Source organism: Pseudomonas sp. Irchel 3H3 (assembly GCF_900187635.1).
Taxonomy (GTDB): Bacteria; Pseudomonadota; Gammaproteobacteria; order Pseudomonadales; family Pseudomonadaceae; genus Aquipseudomonas.
On the sequence record NZ_FYEC01000043.1, the window covers coordinates 1 to 19,330 of the forward strand.

Annotated in this window: 20 protein-coding genes; 13 read left to right on the forward strand and 7 right to left on the reverse strand. The window is 62.5% G+C overall.

The genetic code is table 11. The annotated features are described in order from the left end of the window. Positions 1-700: 700 nt before the first annotated feature. The 6 genes from CKW24_RS26310 to CKW24_RS26335 all read left to right on the forward strand — a co-directional run bounded on the left by CKW24_RS26310 (position 701) and on the right by CKW24_RS26335 (position 7,203). The gene (locus tag CKW24_RS26310; protein ID WP_095171643.1) at positions 701-2,083 is read left to right on the forward strand and encodes a glutamine synthetase family protein; all 1,383 of its coding nucleotides are present in this window, start codon (positions 701-703) and stop codon (positions 2,081-2,083) included. 171 nt (positions 2,084-2,254) lie between these two features. After that, positions 2,255-3,904, forward strand: coding sequence for a phosphoethanolamine transferase (locus tag CKW24_RS26315; RefSeq protein WP_095171645.1), 1,650 nt, complete (start codon positions 2,255-2,257; stop codon positions 3,902-3,904). 70 nt (positions 3,905-3,974) lie between these two features. Further along, positions 3,975-4,637 carry a class I SAM-dependent methyltransferase gene (locus CKW24_RS26320; protein WP_095171647.1) on the forward strand — a complete coding sequence of 221 codons (663 nt, stop codon included), beginning with the start codon at positions 3,975-3,977 and terminating at the stop codon, positions 4,635-4,637. Between the two features lie 117 nt (positions 4,638-4,754). Next, positions 4,755-5,888, forward strand: a complete 1,134-nt coding sequence (gene rnd / locus CKW24_RS26325) for a ribonuclease D (protein WP_095171649.1) — start codon at positions 4,755-4,757, stop codon at positions 5,886-5,888. Then, positions 5,885-6,178 (forward strand): YcgL domain-containing protein, encoded by a 294-nt coding sequence (locus CKW24_RS26330; protein WP_095171651.1) that lies wholly within the window; start codon positions 5,885-5,887, stop codon positions 6,176-6,178. The genes rnd and CKW24_RS26330 overlap by 4 nt, the downstream gene beginning before the upstream one ends. 92 nt (positions 6,179-6,270) lie before the next feature. Next, positions 6,271-7,203: a D-2-hydroxyacid dehydrogenase gene (locus tag CKW24_RS26335; RefSeq protein ID WP_095171652.1), complete on the forward strand. Its 933-nt coding sequence runs from the start codon at positions 6,271-6,273 to the stop codon at positions 7,201-7,203. Positions 7,204-7,421: 218 nt separating this feature from the next. Here CKW24_RS26335 and CKW24_RS26340 read toward each other — a convergent pair whose 3' ends face one another. Further along, positions 7,422-8,015 (reverse strand): nitroreductase family protein, encoded by a 594-nt coding sequence (locus CKW24_RS26340; RefSeq protein ID WP_095171654.1) that lies wholly within the window; start codon positions 8,013-8,015, stop codon positions 7,422-7,424. 282 nt (positions 8,016-8,297) lie between these two features. On the opposite strand from CKW24_RS26340, the gene CKW24_RS26345 reads away from it, so the two are divergent. Continuing rightward, positions 8,298-8,747, forward strand: a complete 450-nt coding sequence (locus CKW24_RS26345) for a YcgN family cysteine cluster protein (protein ID WP_095171655.1) — start codon at positions 8,298-8,300, stop codon at positions 8,745-8,747. Positions 8,748-8,786: 39 nt separating this feature from the next. After that, on the forward strand, positions 8,787-10,010 hold the full coding sequence (locus CKW24_RS26350) for a hypothetical protein (RefSeq protein ID WP_095171657.1): 1,224 nt from the start codon (positions 8,787-8,789) through the stop codon (positions 10,008-10,010). A 17-nt stretch (positions 10,011-10,027) separates the two neighbouring features. Here CKW24_RS26350 and CKW24_RS26355 read toward each other — a convergent pair whose 3' ends face one another. From CKW24_RS26355 to CKW24_RS26370, 4 genes are all read right to left on the reverse strand, one after another. After that, a complete protein-coding gene (locus CKW24_RS26355) occupies positions 10,028-10,405 on the reverse strand; it encodes a DUF2892 domain-containing protein (protein WP_095171658.1) in 378 nt (125 codons plus the stop codon). A gap of 78 nt (positions 10,406-10,483) precedes the next feature. After that, a complete protein-coding gene (locus tag CKW24_RS26360; protein ID WP_095171660.1) occupies positions 10,484-10,954 on the reverse strand; it encodes an RNA methyltransferase in 471 nt (156 codons plus the stop codon). Positions 10,955-11,087: 133 nt separating this feature from the next. Further along, on the reverse strand, positions 11,088-11,459 hold the full coding sequence (locus CKW24_RS26365) for a YajD family HNH nuclease (RefSeq protein WP_095171662.1): 372 nt from the start codon (positions 11,457-11,459) through the stop codon (positions 11,088-11,090). Between the two features lie 48 nt (positions 11,460-11,507). After that, positions 11,508-12,194, reverse strand: coding sequence for a spermidine synthase (locus tag CKW24_RS26370; RefSeq protein WP_095171697.1), 687 nt, complete (start codon positions 12,192-12,194; stop codon positions 11,508-11,510). Positions 12,195-12,287: 93 nt separating this feature from the next. On the opposite strand from CKW24_RS26370, the gene CKW24_RS26375 reads away from it, so the two are divergent. Beyond that, on the forward strand, positions 12,288-12,578 hold the full coding sequence (locus CKW24_RS26375; protein WP_095171664.1) for a hypothetical protein: 291 nt from the start codon (positions 12,288-12,290) through the stop codon (positions 12,576-12,578). A 17-nt stretch (positions 12,579-12,595) separates the two neighbouring features. On the opposite strand, the gene CKW24_RS26380 is transcribed toward CKW24_RS26375, so the two are convergent. Further along, on the reverse strand, positions 12,596-14,650 hold the full coding sequence (locus CKW24_RS26380) for a S9 family peptidase (RefSeq protein ID WP_095171666.1): 2,055 nt from the start codon (positions 14,648-14,650) through the stop codon (positions 12,596-12,598). A gap of 100 nt (positions 14,651-14,750) precedes the next feature. On the opposite strand from CKW24_RS26380, the gene CKW24_RS26385 reads away from it, so the two are divergent. Genes CKW24_RS26385 through CKW24_RS26395 form a run of 3 tightly spaced genes read left to right on the forward strand, consistent with a single transcriptional unit; the run spans position 14,751 to position 16,609 of the window. Beyond that, entirely contained in the window at positions 14,751-15,248 is a 498-nt protein-coding gene (locus tag CKW24_RS26385; protein WP_095171667.1) for an MFS transporter, read from the forward strand. 29 nt (positions 15,249-15,277) lie between these two features. Beyond that, complete coding sequence (locus CKW24_RS26390) at positions 15,278-16,054, forward strand: class II glutamine amidotransferase (protein WP_095171669.1); 777 nt, start codon at positions 15,278-15,280, stop codon at positions 16,052-16,054. Between the two features lie 12 nt (positions 16,055-16,066). After that, positions 16,067-16,609, forward strand: a complete 543-nt coding sequence (locus tag CKW24_RS26395) for a DUF2937 family protein (RefSeq protein ID WP_095171671.1) — start codon at positions 16,067-16,069, stop codon at positions 16,607-16,609. 351 nt (positions 16,610-16,960) lie between these two features. Here CKW24_RS26395 and CKW24_RS26400 read toward each other — a convergent pair whose 3' ends face one another. Then, complete coding sequence (locus tag CKW24_RS26400; RefSeq protein ID WP_095171672.1) at positions 16,961-17,878, reverse strand: LysR family transcriptional regulator; 918 nt, start codon at positions 17,876-17,878, stop codon at positions 16,961-16,963. A 142-nt stretch (positions 17,879-18,020) separates the two neighbouring features. Between CKW24_RS26400 and CKW24_RS26405 the strand changes: the two genes are divergently transcribed. Then, complete coding sequence (locus tag CKW24_RS26405; RefSeq protein WP_095171674.1) at positions 18,021-19,313, forward strand: MFS transporter; 1,293 nt, start codon at positions 18,021-18,023, stop codon at positions 19,311-19,313. The last annotated feature ends 17 nt before the right edge of the window (positions 19,314-19,330 follow it).

Sequence of the window (19,330 nt, forward strand, 5' to 3'; positions counted from 1 at the left end):
CGTGAACGGCCAACCGGCCTGACGACAACCCTGGGCTCCCACACGGCTGAAAGGCCGTTTCACTAATCAGGATCGTTGGGCATCGATTCTCATCGAGGCGCGGGGTAGCAGCCCCACTCAGACGCCGAATAGATGAAAGCAAGCCAAACACGACATCAAAAACAGTATTGCAGAAAAGGGGGTAACCATAGATGTGGGAGCGGGCTTGCCCGCGATGGCGATCTGCGCCACACCACAGATCTCAGCAATACCCCAATCTCCCGTAGCAGCTGCCGAGCCTGCGAGGCTGCGTTCGAGGACGCAGTCCTCGCAGGATTGCAGTGAGGAAATGTTTAGCAAGTCTGCACCCAAGGTTCTTGATCTGTGGATTTAACGACTAACTGTCCCGTGTGAGGCTGTTCGCCCTCTATGTTCTGTGGTTTACCCTATGGACGGTTGCTCGATCGACACTCACCCCGCAGCTGTGCCTGGCGCTAGTGCGTCATGCCGTCAGCTTCGGCGTCGATTCTTGCCTGCCAGCGCATTGAACCTGTCTGCCCTGCCTTCGGAACTGGCCTTTTGGGCGCTATGGCACTGCCGCCATGCGCGCCCACCGGATGTGCGTATTTCCCGTTGAATCATTTCAACGGCCTCGGTGTTGCGCCGGGGCCTGACTGGCGGTGCCTGTGCGCCTGCCTGACCCGGATATACGAGCGTTCCCATGAGTGTTGCCACGAGCCCCTTTGCCTCCCTGCAAGAAGCCAACGATTTTCTGCAAGCCAACCCGGATATCGAGATGTTCGAGCTGTTCATTGTCGATAACAACGGCGTGCCCCGGGGCAAGTTGTTGCACCGCGATGAGTTGTTGGCGGTCTACCAGAGCGGGCGGCCGCTGCCCAGCACCATCCTGGGCCTGACCATCAATGGCGACGACGTGGAAAACTCCGGGCTGGTCTGGGAGGTCGGCGACATCGATTGCCGCGCCTACCCGGTCAGCGGCAGTTTGCAGCGCATGCCATGGCGGCAGATTCCGACGGCGGCGGTGCAGGTCAGCATGCACCCGCAAGAAGGCATGCCGGCGACCGTGGCCGATCCTCGGCATTTGCTGGCCAAGGTGATCGATGGGCTCAAGGCCGATGGTTATTACCCGGTGATGGCCGCGGAGCTGGAGTTCTACCTGCTCGATCAGCAGCGTGACAGCCAGGGTCGCCCGCAACCGGCGCGGGACGTCGACGGTGGGCGGCCGCGCTCGACCCAGGTCTACGGTTTGCGTGAACTGGAGCAGATCGAGCCGTTTCTCGCCGACCTCTATGCCGCCTGCAAGCTACAGGGGATTCCGGCGCGCACGGCGATTTCCGAATACGCTCCGGGCCAGGTCGAAATCACCCTCGAGCACCGCGAAGATGCCCTGCAGGCCATGGACGAGGCGGTGCGCTACAAGCGCCTGGTCAAGGGCGTGGCCCACAAGCATGGGATGAGTGCCTGTTTCATGGCCAAGCCGTTCGATGACCTGGCCGGTACCGGCATGCACATGCACGTCAGCATCGCCGACAAGGACGGCAACAACCTGTTTGCCAGCGACGCCCCCGATGGCACGCCGCTGCTGCGCCAGGCGGTCGGTGGCATGCTCAGCACCTTGCTCGACTCCTTGCTATTGTTCTGCCCCAACGCCAACTCCTATCGCCGTTTCCAGACCAACAGCTACGCGCCGCTGGCCGCCACCTGGGGCGTCGACAACCGCACCGTGAGCCTGCGAGTGCCCGGCGGGCCGGCGTTTTCGCGGCATATCGAGCACCGCATCTGCGGCGCCGATGCCAACCCTTACCTGGCAGCCGCGGCGATCCTGGCCGGCATTCATCGCGGCATTCGCGAGCAGCGCGACCCGGGAGCGCCGGTCGAGGGCAACGGTTACGCCCAGGCCAAGGAATTGCTGCCCACGGACTGGCTGACCACCCTGCGTGCACTGGAAAGTTCGGCCTGGGCCCGGGATGCCTTTGGTGCGCCGTTCCTTGGGGTCTACCTGGCAGTCAAGCGTGCCGAGTACCGCCAGTTCATGGGCGAAGTCGGCGAGCAGGACTGGCGCTGGTACTTGCATCAGGCGTGAGATAGGAATAGTTAACAAACAGGACGCCAATAAATAGCGGTTAACCCACTATTTGTTGGCGTCTTTTTCACGAAATATTGATGCAAGGCTGCTTAAAGTTTGTGCCGTGGTCAGGAAAGAATAGTTCGTTCTTTGTTGGCGGCACCTACTTCAGGAACAAGCAGACCTCCCATGTTTAAAATAAAAGCCGTGCGCCCGGAATGGGTGACGTTGATTGCCAGTGCGTTTCTATTGGCTGGCTACAACGCTGTCCTCTGGCAACACCTGTTCGACATTACCGCCAGCGATGCCCAGGGTATCGGCATGCGGGTGGCGTTCGGCGTCATGATTCTCTGTGCGTTCAACCTGATCCTGACCCTGCTGGCCTTCCGTCCAGTATTCAAGCCAGTGCTGACTCTGATCTTCATGGCCAGTGCCGGCGTGGAGTATTTCATGAGTCAGTACGGCGTGCTGGTCGATGCCGGGATGTTGCGTAACTTTGCCGAGACCAATGCCAGCGAAGTTCGTGACTTATTGTCGATAAAGTTGCTGGCGTACAACTTGTTATTGGGTGTGCTGCCGTCATTTATTCTGTGGAAAACCCCGATTAGTTATCGTCGCTGGCACCGTGAGTTGCTCAGTAAAGTGTTGGTCGCCGGCGCCTCGGCCGTGGTCATCGGTGGCGTGGCACTTGTTAACTATCAAGGGTTGTCTTCGTTGTTTCGCAATCACCACGAGTTGCGCTTGATGGTAGTGCCGAGCAATTACATCGGCGCTTCCATTGGTTATTTGCGCGAGCAAGTGAAGTCTGCGCAGCAACCGTTCGTCAAACTCGGCGAAGACGCCCAGCGCAATCCGACCTGGCAGACCCACGGGCGTAAATCGCTGACCGTACTGGTGGTGGGCGAAAGTGCCCGCGCCGAGAACTTCGGGATTCTTGGCTACGGGCGTGACACCACGCCGCAACTGGACCAGGAAGCGGGGCTGATCGCCTTCACCGACGTGCATTCCTGCGGCACGGAAACCGCGGTCTCGGTGCCCTGCATGTTCTCCAACATGGGGCGCAAGGACTATGACGCCAGCAAGGCGAAGAATGAGGAAGGCCTGCTGGATGTGCTCAAACATGCGGGGCTGGACGTAATCTGGCGGGACAACCAGTCGGGTTGCAAGGGCACCTGCGACCGGGTGACCCTGGAAGATGTCAGCAACTTCAAGGACCCGGTGCTCTGCGCCAACAGTGAATGCCGCGATGAAATCCTGCTGCAGGGCCTGCAGCACTTCATCGACACCCTGGACAAGGACACCGTGCTGGTCCTGCACCAGATGGGCAGCCACGGTCCCGAGTACTTCAAGCGCTATCCCAAGGAGTACGAGCGTTTCACCCCCGTGTGCGAGAGCAACGCGCTGAACAATTGCAGCCGGGAAAGCATCGTCAATGGCTACGACAACACTCTGGTCTACACCGACCATGTGCTGTCGACGCTGATCGACCTGTTGCGCAACAACCAGGAAAAAGTCGACACGGCCATGTTGTACCTGTCGGACCACGGCGAATCCCTGGGCGAGTACAACCTGTACCTGCATGGCACGCCCTACATGCTCGCCCCCGACCAGCAGAAGCATGTCGCGATGCTCGCCTGGTTCTCCGACAGTTATCAGAAGGCGTTCTCGGTCGACACCCACTGCTTGCAACTGAGCCGGGAAAAGCCCCTGAGCCAAGACAACCTGTTTCATTCGATGCTGGGGCTGCTGGAGGTCAACAGCAAGGTCTACAACCCCGACCTGGACCTGTTCGCCGGCTGCCGAGGTGCCGTGGTCGACGGCGTCCTGGCCAAGGATTGAACGCCAGCCACCTTATCTCTACGCCAGCCCCCAGGCTGGCCCCAGCAGACACCTTATAAGAGTCGCCCTCATGTCCGCCCACCCGCCATCTTCCATCGAGCGCGAATCTGCTGAGCGCCATGGCCAGCAGCACGCCTGTGCCTGCGTCGAGCCCCAACCACCGAGCTGGCGCCAGCGTTTGGCGCAGTGGCGCCGCGAGCAGTTACTGCGCAATGCGCTCAACGAAGCAGGGGAGCCTGGTCTGGTGCTGGATGTGGCCTGTGGCGTCGGACGGTACTGGCCGGTATTGGGGGAGCACGGCAACCGTGTGATCCTGGCGGCCGACCCCTCCCCGGACACGCTCAAGCATGCCCGTACGCACCACTCGACGAGCCTGCTGACACGCATCCGGACCTTGCAGAGTTCGGCCTTCTCCATCGGCCTGTCGGCCAATGCGGTGGATTGCATCGTCTGTTCGACGTTGTTCCAGCACCTGGCGTGCGCCGAACACCGCATGGCCTTGCTCCAGGAGTTCCAGCGGGTGAGCCGGGACACTTTGATTGTGGTGGTGCGGCTGGCGGGTCGCTGCAATTGGGTCGCCGGCCTGGCGACGCAGGTGGCGCCCGGGGTCGGAAAAAACCAGTTGGAGGCCGAGTTCAAGGCGGCCGGCTTCAAGATCCTCATGCACCAGGATGTGTTGCCGGGCATTGCTGCGACCCGGGTGTACGTCCTGCGCAAACTCAGCCAGGACTGATCCGGCGAGCGCTTGACCGCGTGCCGTAGATCATTTCGCCTACGCTCTTGCTCAGTGGATGCGCGGAAATCGCCGGGGGCGATATATACTGCGCGCCATTCTTCAAGGGAGAGCCGTGTGGCCATCGATATTCACTGGATTCGCGACAACGATAGCCTCGGTCAGTTTTGCGCCCAATGGCAGCAGTTGCCGTTCGTCGCCCTCGACACAGAATTCATGCGGGTCGACACCTTCTATCCGATTGCAGGCTTGCTGCAGATCGGCGACGGCGTGCGCGCTTACCTGATTGACCCTTTGACCATCGACGACTGGCAGCCCCTGGCGGCATTGCTGGAAAACCCGGCTGTGCTCAAGGTGCTGCATGCCTGCAGTGAAGACCTCGAAGTCCTGCTGCGCCTGACCGGCAGCCTGCCGGCGCCGCTGTTCGATACCCAGCTGGCTGCCGCCTACCTGAACCTGGGCTTCTCCATGGGCTACTCGCGCCTGGTCTCGCAAGTGCTGGACATCGACCTGCCCAAGGGTGAAACCCGCTCGGACTGGCTGCAACGTCCGCTGTCGGAGACCCAGATCAGCTACGCCGCCGAAGACGCCCTGCACCTGGCAGAAGTGTTCGTGCGCCTGCGGCCGAAGTTGTCGGACGACAAGTTCGCCTGGGTCCTGGAGGATGGCGCCGAACTGGTGGCCAACCTGCGCCGCGAAACCGACCCGTACGAGGTCTACCGCGAGGCCAAGCTGGCCTGGAAACTGTCCCGCGCCCAATTGGTCGTGCTGCGCGAGCTGTGTGCCTGGCGCGAGCTTGAAGCCCGGGCCCGTGACCTGCCGCGCAACCGCATCGTGCGTGAGCATTCGTTGTGGCCGTTGGCCCGGACCCAGCCGGACAACCTCGCGGCGCTGGCAAAAATCGAAGACATGCACCCGCGCACCGTGCGCCAGGACGGCGAGTTCCTGCTGGACCTGATCAAACGGGCCGGCAGCGTGCCCCCCGAGCAATGGCCAGCCGCTGTGCCCGAGCCGTTGCCGATCGAAGCCGCCGCCCTGGTCAAGCGCCTGCGCGCGCTGGGCCAGGCCGAAGCGGAGCGCTTGAACATCGCGCCCGAACTGATGTTGCGCAAGAAGACCCTGGAGGCCTTGCTCAAGAGCGGCTTCCCGGACGGTCCCTACCAATTGCCTGAATCGCTGCGTGGCTGGCGCCGCGAACTGATGGGCCAGGCCTTGCTCGACAGCCTGGCCACTGCCGGAGAACAGCCTTGAAACGTATCTGCTCGATTTACCGAAGCCTGAAGAAAAACGAAATGTACCTCTACGTGCTCAAGAGCGATGCTCTGGAGCGCGTACCGGAAAGCCTGCTGCTGGCCTTCGGCAAACCCCATCACGCCTTCGACCTGGTGCTGACTCCGGAGCGCAAGCTTTCGCGTGAGGACATTACCCAGGTCCTGGAAAACCTCGACAAGCAGGGCTACCACCTGCAAATGCCGCCAGCCGAAGACGAGTACATCGAGCACTTGCCCGAAGAGTTGCTGCGACGTAACGATCCGATCTGACGGCGACCGGCACTGGATTTTCTGGCGGTGGCCGCAAACGGGGGAGCGCACTCCCTCGGCGGCCTTGTGCACTGTTTTTTAAGGTTTGAACCATGCGCGTTCTGATTGCCGAACACGACCACGCTGTGTATGCCCAACTCCTGGGACAGCTGGCACCCGAGCTGCAGGTCATGACCAGCGGCGACTCCGCGGAACTGGCCAACCTGGCTGCCGACTGCCCGGTGTGGCTGGGGCAGCCCGACTTGCTGGCAACGCTGTTGCGCCAAGGCCACCAGCCCCAGTGGCTGCAGTCGACCTGGGCCGGCATCACGCCGCTGCTGGTAGAAGGGCTTCCACGGCATTACCGCCTGACCCGCGCCGTGGGGATTTTTGGCCAGGTGATGGCCGAGTACGTGCTCACCTACATGCTCGGACATGAGCGCGAAGTGCTGCCGCGCCTGGTCAGCCAGGTCGAGCGCAAGTGGGACAGCCGCCAAGGCCAGAGCCTGGTCGGGCGCAAGGTGCTGATCGTCGGCACCGGGGACATTGGCCAGAGCGTTGCCGAGTTCCTCAAGCCATTTGGTGTGCAGTTGTACGGCATCGCCAGCACGCCTCGTGAACAGGCACCGTTCATCGAAGTAGCCGGGTTGCAGGACCTCGGGCGCCTGGTGGGTGAGGTCGATTATGTGGTCAACCTGCTGCCCAACACTCCGAGCACCCATGACCTGTACGATGCCGCGCTGTTCAAGCAGTTCAAGCCTACGGGCCTGCTGATCAACGCCGGGCGCGGTGTGGCGGTGGTCGATGCCGACCTGGTGGAAGCCTTGAAGGAAGGGCACCTGGCTGGCGCGGTCATCGATGTCTGCCGCCAGGAACCGCTGCCCCAGCGCCACCCATTCTGGACCGCCTGGGGCTTGCTGTTGACGGGCCACAGCTCGGCACCGACCTCGCCGGCGCTGATGACGCAGCTGTTTGTCGAAAACCTGCGGGCCTATCAGGCCGGGGAAGCGCTGCGCGGCGAAGTGGATTTCAACCGCGGCTATTGAGACAACCCCAGCTACGCAGGATCAGCAACCACCCACAATCACTGTAGGAGCGAGCCTGCTCGCGATGAGGCCAGCCCAGCTAACATCGTCGGTGCCTGACCCAACGCCATCGCGAGCAGGCTCGCTCCCACGCGGGTTTTGTGGGTGTATGGAGCATTTGCAACCACCCAGAATCACTGTGGGTGTAGGGGATTGGCAACCCCCCGGAATTACTGTGCTTACAGGGTGAAATCACCCTCGGCTGCCAGTTCGCTCAGCGGCCGGCGTGGGCTTGGCACTTCTCGGGCTTGCAGGTACTCGGCCAGGGTGGCCTTGTCGCCCAGCTTGCCGATCGCCACGGCGGCGTGCAGCGCGTAGCCTTCTGGAATATTCAGCTCCTTGCGGGTCAGCTCCTGATCGAAGCCGGCCATGCCGTGGGTGTGCCAGCCGCTGATGGAGGCTTGCAGGGCCAGGTGGCCCCAGGCCGAGCCGGTGTCGAAGGTGTGCCACAAGGCCGGGGTTTCGGCCTCGGCACCAGGCGCGGTGAAGGTGGTTTTCGAGATTACGATCACCAGCGCCGACGCGTGCTGGGCCCAGCCACGGTTGAACTCATTCAGCAGGCCAAGGAAGCGCTCCCAGTTCGGCGTGTCCCGGCGCGCGTAGAGAAACCGCCAAGGTTGCGAGTTGTAGGCCGAAGGTGCCCAGCGGGCGGCTTCGAAAAAGCTCAGCAGGGTTTCTTCCGGGATGGCTTCACCAGTAAAGGCCCGTGGCGACCAGCGATCGGTGAACTGCGGGTGGATGGCATATTCGGCAACGCGGGGATTGGCGCTCATGAAAGAGATTCCTGGCAAGGTCGATGAGGGTACACAGCAATAAAAACCGGGGGCGCACAGTTGGCTGGGCAGTGGGGTTTTTGCGACCCCTGGCAGCTCGCCCGGGTGCAACGCGGTGGGCGTTGATGGCACCCTGGGCCGGGGTCGTTGTGACCTGCAAAGCTACTGCGCCGCGGGAAAACTGACAAGTGCCGGCGTACCGGCAGTCGCCAGCGCTTGGCCCGCGGGGGCTTGGGCACTAGACTGGCGGCCTTTTCCACCGCTGATGCAGATGCTTGAACCATGGCCGCCAAAGTTGAACCGTTCTGGATACGCAAGACCCTCGCCCAACTCGACCAGCAGGAGTGGGAGTCGTTGTGCGATGGCTGTGGTCTGTGCTGCCTGCAAAAGCTCGAGGATGAAGACGACAACAGCGTCTACTACACGCGCATCGCCTGCAAACTGCTGGACCTCAAGACCTGTCAGTGCAGTGACTACCCGAACCGCCGCGAGTCGGTGCCGGACTGCATCCAGCTGACGCCGGGCAAGGCCGATGAGTTCAAGTGGTTGCCGCCGACCTGCGGTTATCGCCTGGTCAGTGAAGGCAAGGACTTGCCGCTCTGGCATCACCTGGTGTGCGGCGATCGCGACGCGGTGCACCATGAGCGAATCTCTCAGTCGGGGCGCATGCTCGCCGAGGGCAGTGTGGCCGAGGATGATTGGGAAGATCATCTGATTTTTCGCGCAGGTTAAGCGCCGCGCGTTGTCCAAGTGAATCACGAAGGAGTGTGTATGGCTGTGCGCTTGTCATTGGCATTGTCGCTGCTGGTGCTGAGTTCATCGGTGTGGGCGGCCAAGAAGGTCGATCTGGATTACCACGTGCGCCTGTTGCCGCAAAGCGACCAGGCCGAAGTGCGCGTGACCCTGGCTCAGGGCTCGGCGGTGCGCAGCCTCGATTTTGACCTGGCGGACGGCAGCCGCTACAGCGATTTCAAGGCCGACGGCCAGTGGCAATTGACCCCGGGCAAGGCCGTGCGCGGCGTCTGGCGACCTGCCCCCGACAAGGCCAGCCTGACCTATCGGGTGCGTATCAGCCAGCCACGCAAGAACACCACCTTCGAGACCCGCATGACGCCGAACTGGGCCTTGATGCGCGGTGATGACCTGGTGCCGGCAGCGCGCCTGGATCAACAAGATGGCATCGAGTTGGTGGCGCGCCTGGTGTTCGAATTGCCAGCGGGCTGGAAAAGCATCGAGACGGCCTGGCCGCGCATTGGCAAGAACCGCTTTCGTATCGATAACGTCTCCCGACTGTTTGACCGACCCACCGGCTGGATGCTCGCCGGCAACCTGGGCACGCGCCGCACTCGTCTGGGCGAGACCGAAGTCACGGTTGCCTCGCCGCGCGGGCAGGGGATGCGCCGCATGGACGTGCTGACCCTGCTGACATTCGTCTGGCCGCAGGTGCAGGCGCTGTATCCTCGCCATCCGGGCAAGTTGCTGATCGTCGGCGCCGCTGACCCGATGTGGCGCGGCAGCACGGCCGGGCATGAATCGATTTACCTGCACAGCCGTCTGCCGCTGATCAGCGAAAGCGGCAACAGCCCGTTGTTGCGTGAACTGGCGCAGATGTTCGCGCGGATCAGCGACGAAGAGCGCAGTGACTGGATCAGCGAAGGGTTTGCCGAGTACTACGCCATTGAACTGCTGCGCCGGGCCGGCGGCATGAGCGATGAGCGCTATCAGGTGCTGGAAAACAGCCTGGCCAAGACCGGCCATGGAGTCAGTAGCTTGCGCGGCGAGCGAGCCAACTCGGCCCAGGTGGCCAGGGCGGTATTGCTGATGCAGGAGTTGGATCGCGAGATTCGCCTGAAGACCCGCAACAAGCGCTCACTCGACGACATGCTCCGCGGTGCCATGCACCTGGAACGGATCAGCACCCAGGAGTTCGTGGCATTGGCCGAAAGCATCATCGGCGAGTCATCGAAGGTCCTGGGCAGCGAGTTGCTGCACTAGCGCGTGCGTCGCGGGGTTTACACCCCAGACTTGGGTGAGTTCAACGAATCGTTTCTGGCCACTGGCGCGGTGTGGGTCGCGGCCTCGGCATTGGCCTTGAGGATTTTCAGGTCCTCGCCGGCCCGCTCGATTTTCGCGCGGACGTTGTCCAGGTCCTGGCGGCTCTTTTCCAGAAAGCTTTTTGCCGAACTATGACCGGTGATACCCCGCGCCAGGGCGACGCCACCGAGCGCCACCTGGATCAGGCCGAACACGCCGCCACGGCGCAGGCCCTTGCCCACCATCACCACGCCACCCGCCAGCGAGCCGATGCGTTCCCAGCCGTGCACGTTCTGGGTGGGTTGGGTCTGAAAGGGAGTGGAGTCGATACGTTCTACGCGTTTGAGTTCGTTCATCATCTTTCTCCTCAAGGGGCAATGGATATAAAACTGACTGCGCCAGTGCGCGAGTCGTTCCATCGGGCGTGGGGCCGATCAGCGGAATTTAGGCCCGGAACGGGTATTCAGTCCCTTGGCCATGCGGTCGTACAGCACCACGTTGACGGTGGCGGCCAGGTTCATGCAGCCGGTGGTGGGAATGTAGACCACGTCTTCGCACCAGTCGCGGATCTCTTTGTCCAGCGAACCATCTTCGGGGCCGAAGATGTACAGCGCGCGGTCCGGGTGGGTGTACTCGGGCAGCGAGCGGGCGCCTTCCACCAGTTCGACCGCGACCGGGACGCAGCCCAGCGGGAGGATTTTCTTCAGGTCGTCGATGCCGATCAGCGGAATGTCGTAGTGCACCCGCTTGGTGTCGGTGACGAAGTCGGCGGCGCGTTCATAGCGCTTGCCGGTGTAGAACACCGAGGCCACGCCATAACAGCCAGCGGCGCGCATCACCGAGCCAACGTTCTCCGGTGATTTGGGGTTATACAAACCAATGCAGCTGTACCGTTTGTCTGCCACGAGCGGGGTGCCTTTGGGAAAAAGAGCGCGATTATACGGGGAATGGGGGAGGGTGTCTGATTTGCGGATTGCTGGTGTTTGCGGCCTCACCATCGCGAGCAGACGGAGCGCTGCTCGCGATGAAGCAACCTTTTCAATCGTCTTTTTTCATCAGCCCGGCCAACGCGGCAAACGGGTTGTGGGTTGCCTTGGCGATTTTCGGGGTGCTCAGGGAGCCTTCGCTGAAGTACTGCTGGTCGGTATAGCGCGAGTGTTCGTTGTCATGGCAATACAGGCACAACAGCTCCCAGTTGGAACCGTCCTGCGGGTTGTTATCGTGGTTGTGGTCGCGGTGGTGCACGGTCAACTCGCTCAGGCGCTTGCCGGAGAACTCACGGGTGCAGCGCCCGCAGACGTGCGGATACATCTTCAGGGCCTTGTCGCGGTAACCCATTTCCTTGTCGCGCTGGTTGTCAGCGAGGATTCGGTCCAGTTTCGAGGTGTTGGTTGGGGTGGACGAACTCATGGGTTCACCTTTGTAGAAGACGAATGACGGTTATCAACAGAGTTTAGCTCAGCCTTTGAGCTTCTCGGCAATCCAGATGGTGTGGCGAGTGCCCTTGTTGCCATGGGCGAACACCTGCACCTCTTCGGCCTTGAAGCCGGCTTTTTTCAGTTTGTCGGAAAACTGCCGGTCGGCACTGGCCGACCACACGGCCAGCACGCCCTTGGGGCGCAGGGCCTTGGCGCAGGCGGCCAGGCCACCGGCGGAGTACAGCCAGCTGTTGGCTTTCTGGGTCAGGCCTTCGGGGCCGTTGTCGACGTCGAGCATGATCGCGTCGAAGCCCTGGGGTTCAGCCTGCAGGACCTTGGCCACGTCTTCCATGCGGATCACCGTGCGCGGGTCCAGTAGCGGCTTGCCGGCTTTCTCGCCCAGAGGGCCACGGTTCCACTCCACCACCCCCGGCACCAGCTCGGCGACCACCACTTCAGCGCTCTTGCCCAGGTGCTTGAGCGCCGAGGCGAGGGTGAAGCCCATGCCCAGGCCGCCGATCAGCACCCGCGAGTTCGGCCGGCCAGCCACCTTGCGGCAGGGAATCTCCGCCAGGGCGTCTTCGGAGCCGTGCATGCGGGTGTTCATCAGTTGCCCGCCATCGCCGCCCTGGATCTTGATGACGAAATCCTCGCCGTACTCGAACAGGCACAGGGCTCCGCCGTTTTCGGGGATTGGGGTGGTGTCGAGCAGAACGAAACGTTTCATGGGAATCTCATTGGGAAAACTGGCATTGATCAGGGCATTCTTGCGCGGTTGGGAGTAGCCTTGAAGCATCAAGCAAGGGCAACGGAGCCATTGATGAAGCGCACCATTCTAACGGTCATTGTGTTGGCCGCGCTCTCGATTAGTGCGGGTCACGCGCAAGAGTTGCAGGCAATCCCGGTTACCCCTTCAGCGGCCCCCGGCTCTCCCGGCACCGCAACCCCCACGCCTTATCCGCAGATCACCCCCACGCCAGTGCCCAAGGCCGGCAGTGGCAGCAGCCGTGAGCTGCTGTTGCCGCCTATCGAAAAGCCCAATCCGCCCAAGGCCCAGACCTTGCCGGGGCTGGAACCAACCCCGGCAAAGAGCAAGACCCCGGGCGGTTGAAACGCCGATAGGGCGCCTCAGGCGATCCCCAATACCTTGAACACAAAGGCGTATTCCAGGGCCACGTCGCGCAGGCCCTGGTAACGCCCGCTCATGCCGCCGTGCCCGGCACCCAGTTCGGTCTTGAGCAGCAACAGGTTGTCGTCGGTCTTGGTCACCCGCAGTTTCGCCACCCACTTGGCGGCTTCCCAGTACTGCACGCGGCTGTCGTTGTAGCCGGCGATCACCAGGGTCGCCGGGTAGGCTTGCGCGCGGACGTTTTCGTAAGGGGCGTAGGCCTTGATGCGTGCATGGACCTCGGGCTCTTGCGGGTTGCCCCACTCATCGTATTCGGTGACGGTCAGCGGCAGGTCCGGGTCGAGCATGGTGTTGAGCACGTCGACAAAGGGCACTTCGGCAATGGCCGCGGCGAACAGCTCCGGGCGTTGGTTGAGCACCGCGCCGATCAACAGGCCTCCGGCGCTGCCACCGCTGATCACCAGTTGCGCAGCGCTGGTGAAGCCGTTGGTGATCAGGTGTTCGGCGCAGGCGATGAAATCGTCGAAGCTGTTCTGCTTGTGTTGCTGTTTGCCGGCGCGGTACCAGGCTTCGCCCAGCTCACCGCCACCGCGGACATGGGCGATGGCGAAGGCCACGCCACGGTCCAGCAGGCTCAGGCGCGCATGGGAGAACCACGGGTCGAGGCTTTCGCCATAGGCGCCGTAGCCATAGAGGTAGAGCGGGGTCGGCTGGCCGAGCATTTCGCGCTTGACCACCAGGCTGATCGGCACCTGGGTGCCATCCGGGGCCGTCGCCCACAGGCGCTGGCTGACATAGGCATCTGCATCGAAAGGGCCGAGCACCGGGGTTTCCTTGAGGACGTGCTGCGCGCCGCTGGCCAGTTCCAACTGGCGTACCTGGGCCGGGCGATTCAGCGCTTCATAACGCAGGCGGATCCGGTCGCTGACAAACTCCAGGCTGTTCTGTACATACAGGCTGTAGGCCGCGTCCGGCAGTTGCACGCGATACGTCGGCAGGCCCTGTGGGTGAACTTCGATTATCGGCAAGCCGCCGATCCGCAGGCTCAGGGTCATGGCGCTGGCGTTCAGGCTCAGGCCTTCGAGCATGACCTCGTCACTGTGGGGGATCAGGTTCTGCCACTGGTCCTCGCTCGGTACCCGTCCCGTGTCCGGGGCCTGGTACAGGGCGAAGTTGATGCCATCGCGGTTGGTGCGGATCAGCCAGCTCCATTGCCCGTCGAGCAGGCCGTGATCGACGTCGTACTCATGGTCTTCGACCCGCGGCGCCAGGCAACTGAAGGCCTGCTGCGGCTGGGAGGCGTCGAGTGCCCAGACTTCGCTGGTGGTCTTGCTGCCCAGCGACACCAGCAACTGGCGTTCGGAGCTGGCGCGATAGCAGTGCAGGAAAAACCGCCCGTCGGGCTCATGGAACACTTCTTCGGCCACCGTGCCATCCAGGCGGTAGCGGTACAGCTTGTGCGGGCGATGGGTGTCGTCGAGCTCGGCGAAGAACAGCGTCAGGCTGTCGTTGGCCCAGGTCATGCTGCCGTCGCAATCCTCGAACGCAAGCTCGCTGACCTTGCCGCTGGCCAGTTCCTTGACGAACAGGGTGTAAATCTCCTCGCCCGTAGTGTCGAGGCTGTAGGCCAGGCGCCGGTGGTCGGGACTGATGCTGAAGGCGCCCAGGGAGAAAAAGCCGCCGTTGGCCAGCACGTTGGGGTCCAGCAGCAATTCTTCGGCGCTTTCATCAACCTGCAAACCGTCATCGGCCGGGCGTGGGCAGCGGTAATGCCGGGCGTACTCGTCACCGGCGGTGGTGCGGGTGTAGTACAGGTACGGACCCCAAGGGGAGGGCAGCGACAGGTCGGTTTCGAGAATCCGTCCCTTGATTTCGTTGAACAGGCTTTCACGCAGCTCGGCCTGGTCGGCCAGCATGGCTTGCTGATAGGCGTTTTCGGCCTTGAGGTAGTCGAGCACGGGCGCCGTGTCCCGTTCCTGCAGCCAGGCGTACGGGTCATCCCCGTCGGCCTTGTGGGCAATCGGGGCGCTACTGGCGTGGGCACAATGGGGCATGGGTGGCTCTCGGCAAGTGTGCAAAAAGGGCTTCACGGACAGCGGTGCAGCCTGATCAGTGAAAAGCCGTTATCATAAGCGCCTCTTTGCCTGCCATGCCATGGACACCATGACCGAGAACGACTATCTGATCGCTTGGGGCCTATACGCCTTTGCCGCTTTGGGCTGCCTGTTGGTGTGGATGCGCATGACCCGCTGGATGTGGCGCTACTTGCGTGAGCCGCTGCGCCTGATCATGGCGGTGCTGTTGTTCAGCCCGACCATCATCGACCCGGTGAAGGAAAAATTCGCCCCGGCCATCGCCATTACCGCCCTCGACCTGCTGTTCAAGGTCGGCAACAACGCCTGGCGCGCCATCTCCGACCTGTTCATGTACGGCATCATCGCCCTCGCGCTGTACCTGGTGTTCGTGCTGATCCGTCTGCCAATCGAGCGTGCCGCCAAGGCGCGCAAGCAGCAGTCCGCTGCCGCCCAGGCCGCGGCCCAGGCGGCTGATCCCGAGGACGACCAACCCTTCGGCGGGGCCGGTGATGATCGTTATGGTCGCCCCCCTGTGCCGAGCAACCCCCAGCGTTCGCGAGTCGAACCCCGTCTCTGATAGCCCTGCATTGAAGCGAGAGTCCCGGCATGTGTGAGTTATTGGGCATGAGCGCCAATGTCCCGACCGATATCGTGTTCAGCTTTACCGGGCTGATGCAGCGCGGCGGGCGCACCGGCCCGCACCGCGATGGCTGGGGCATCGCCTTTTACGAAGGCCGTGGCCTGCGCTTGTTCCAGGACCCGGCGGCGAGTTGCGATTCAGAAGTCGCGCAACTGGTGCAGCGTTATCCGATCAAGAGCGAAGTGGTGATCGGCCATATCCGCCAGGCCAACGTCGGCAAGGTCTGCCTGTCCAACACCCATCCCTTCGTGCGTGAGTTGTGGGGACGCAACTGGTGTTTCGCGCATAACGGCCAGCTCGCCGGGTTCCAGCCAACGGCCAGCTTTTACCGGCCGGTGGGCGATACCGACAGCGAAGCGGCGTTCTGCGATTTGCTCAACCGAGTGCGTGCCGCCTTCCCCGAGCCGGTGGAGGTCGAGCAATTGCTGCCGAGCCTGGTGGCCGCCTGCGCCGAATACCGCAGCAAGGGCGTGTTCAACTGCCTGCTGAGCGACGGCGACTGGCTGTTCTGCTATTGCTCGACCAAGCTGGCGCAGATCACCCGCCGCGCCCCCTTTGGCCCGGCGCGCCTGAAGGACGTGGACGTGATTGTCGACTTCCAGGCCGAGACCACTCCCAACGATGTGGTGACCGTGATCGCCACCGAGCCGTTGACCGAAAACGAAACCTGGACTCGCTACGAACCGGGCCAATGGAGCCTGTGGCGGCGCGGCGAATGCGTCAGCCACGGCCAGACCGAATAGGGATCCGCCGCTATGTTGCTCAGTTATGTGCGTCTGGTGTTGTTTGCCATCGGCCTGTTGGTGGGCGTCCAGGTGCCTGGTTTCATCAATGACTACGCCAAGCGGGTCGAAGCCCACCTGATCGAGTCGCAGACCGGCCTGCAAGGTTTCCAGAACACCGCCGAGCAGTTTTTCAAGGGTGACCTGCAAGCGCTGGTGGCCCACTACCGCGCCAGCGAAGACCCGATCTTTCGCAGCGACGCCGACAGCCTGAACACCTTGCTCACCCGCCAGGTGGCGTTGGACAAGCAGTTCCAGGCCATGCAAGGCCCGTGGTACATCCGCGTCCTGCAAGTGGCGTTGGCGGCCGATCCAGACATTCGCCAGGAAACCTGGAACGGCTATAGCTACCAGATCCTGCTGACCCCGGAAGCCATGGCCTGGGGCCTGGGCGGGGCGATGCTGCTGTCGTTCGGCCTGGAATGCCTGTTCCGCCTGATCGACTGGGTGGTGCTGGGCGGCAAGCGCCTGCGCCAGAGCCGGCCGATTGAAGAGCGGGATTTGCGCGGGTTGTAACTGCGATGACGGTGCGTCAGTCACCGTCGATGCCGACTGTGCAGGCCCCATCGCGGGCAAGCCCGCTCCCACAATGTGAATTTGGCTGCTCGCAGATCCTGCATACACCAAGGACCGTGTGGGAGCGGGCTTGCCCGCGATAGCAGTGTGTCAGTCACCGTCGATGTCTACTGTGCTGGCCCCATCGCGGGCAAGCCCGCTCCCACAATGTGAATTTGGCTGCTCGCAGATCCTGCATACACCAAGGGCAGTGTGGGAGCGGGCTTGCCCGCAATAGCAGTGTGTCAGGCCCCATCGATGTCGCAGGTACTGGCCTCATCGCGAGAAGATGGACGTCAACGATGACGCGTATCAGGTAGGCGCCAGCACGATGTAGTCCTCACCCACCTTGCGCCCATAGTCTTCCACCACCTGCTGGCACAGCGCGACAATCTCCTCGACCCATTCCGCACCCACTCGCCACGACACCACCACCTGCAGGTTGGGCGGGCGCTGGTCGATGGCCAGCAGGGTCAATTCGCCGCGCGCCAGTTCTTCGCTCACCAGTACCGGCGGCAAGGCGCCAATGCCGAAGCCGTCACGCAGCAGGCGGGTGATCGCCGACACCGAGTTCACACAGTTCAGGCGCGGCGCAAGCACACCGTTGGCCTGCATCAGGCTGAGCACTTCCTGGTGCGGATGGGAGTTTTTCGAGTAGGTGATGATCCGCTCGCGGGCCAGTTCGGCGAGGCTCGCGTACTCGCGGTTGTAGATCGAGTTGCTGGCGACGATCCAGCCGATCGGGTGGCTGGCCAGCTCGAGGCTGCGCACGCTTTCCTGGCGCAGCAGGTCGGTTTGCAGGATCAGGTCGAGAAAGCCTTTTTGCAGTTGATCGCAGAGGTTGAGCGAGGTATCGGCGACCAGCTCGATTTCCAGTAACGGATAGTGATCGGTGATTTGCGCCACCAGCGGGCTGAGCCAAGTGTGGATCACCGTGTCCATCACCCCGATACGCACCCGACCGGCCTTGCTCGAACGGGTTTCCAGGGACTGCTTGAGCGCCTGCATGGTGTCGATCATTTGCTCGGCATAGTCGAGCACCTTCAAGCCTTCGGGCGTCAGCTTCACGCCCCGCGAATCGCGCAGGAACAGCTTCACCCCCAGCTCGCCTTCGAGCACTGCGATGCGGCTGGAAATCGAGGCCTGGGTGGTGAACAGCTTATCGGCGGTGAGACGAAAACTTTTCAGCCGGGCGACCCAGACAAAGGTTTCGAGGAACTTGAGGTTCATGAGATCAACTTTTTCTTATGTCTTGGCAGGGGTTTTATTAGTTGGACGGGCAGGGCGCCGTCGTCGAAAAATGCGCCAGAGCCCACGATATGCGTCGTAGCGGCTCAGAACAATACCAATAAAAATTACGCGGAGATTCGCCATGAGTGCGCCCGACACGACCGACGCCGTCCAGACCCCGGTCGGCAGCCGCCCCGGTCCCTTTGACTGGTATCGCAACATCAACCAGCAAGAGCGCCGTACCTTCTGGAGCTGCAAGATCGGTTATGGCCTGGATGGCATGGACACCCAGATGCTCAGCTTCGTGGTGCCGACGCTCATCGCGATGTGGGGCATCACCACCGGCGAAGCCGGCTTGATCCACACCAGCACCCTGATCGCCTCGGCCATCGGTGGCTGGGTCGCCGGGATCCTCTCCGACCGCATCGGCCGGGTGCGCACCTTGCAACTCACCGTGCTGTGGTTCGCCTTCTTCACCTTCCTCTGCGGCTTCGCGCAAAACTACGAGCAACTGCTGATCGCCCGGACCTTGATGGGCTTTGGTTTCGGTGGTGAGTGGACCGCCGGCGCAGTACTGATCGGCGAAGTGATTCGCGCCAAGGACCGCGGCAAGGCCGTGGGCATGGTGCAATCGGGCTGGGCCCTGGGTTGGGGCCTGACGGCGATCCTCTACGCCGTGCTGTTTTCCCTGCTGCCGCCCGAAGATGCCTGGCGCGCGCTGTTCCTGTTGGGCATCGTGCCCGCCGTGTTTGTGATCTTCGTCCGTCGCCTGGTCAAGGACCCGGAAATCTACCGTGAAGCCAAGGCCCGCCAGGAGCCGAGCAACCCGTCGAAGTTCTACGAGATCTTCGCCCCCGGCATGCTCAGCACCACGATTCGCGCCTCGCTGCTGACCACCGGCGCCCTCGGCGGGTACTACGCAATCACTTCCTGGCTGCCGACTTTCCTGAAAAACGAGCGTGGCTTGAGCGTGCTCGGCACCGGCGGGTACCTGGCCATGGTGATTGTCGGCTCCTACGTCGGCTACGTGATCAGCGCGTATCTGACCGATATTCTGGGGCGCAAGAAGAACTTCATTCTGTTCGCGGTTGGTTCGTTCACCATTGTCCTGCTCTACACCCAGTTGCCGGTCAGCAATGGCGTGATGTTGTGGCTGGGCTTTCCCCTGGGCTTTTTTGCCTCGGGCATCTTCAGCGGCATGGGCGCCTTCCTCACCGAGCTGTTTCCGACTCGCATCCGGGGCTCGGGCCAGGGTTTTTGCTACAACGTCGGCCGGGCGCTGGCGGCGCTGTTCCCACTGCTGATCGGCCTGCTCAGCCAGACCGTGCCGCTCAGTGTGGGGATTGGGGCGTTCGCGGCGGTGTCCTACGGTGTGGTGATCCTGGCGGCCCTGAGCCTGCCGGAAACCCGTGGCAAGCAACTCGACGCGCAGTAACTGCTAATCTGCGGGGC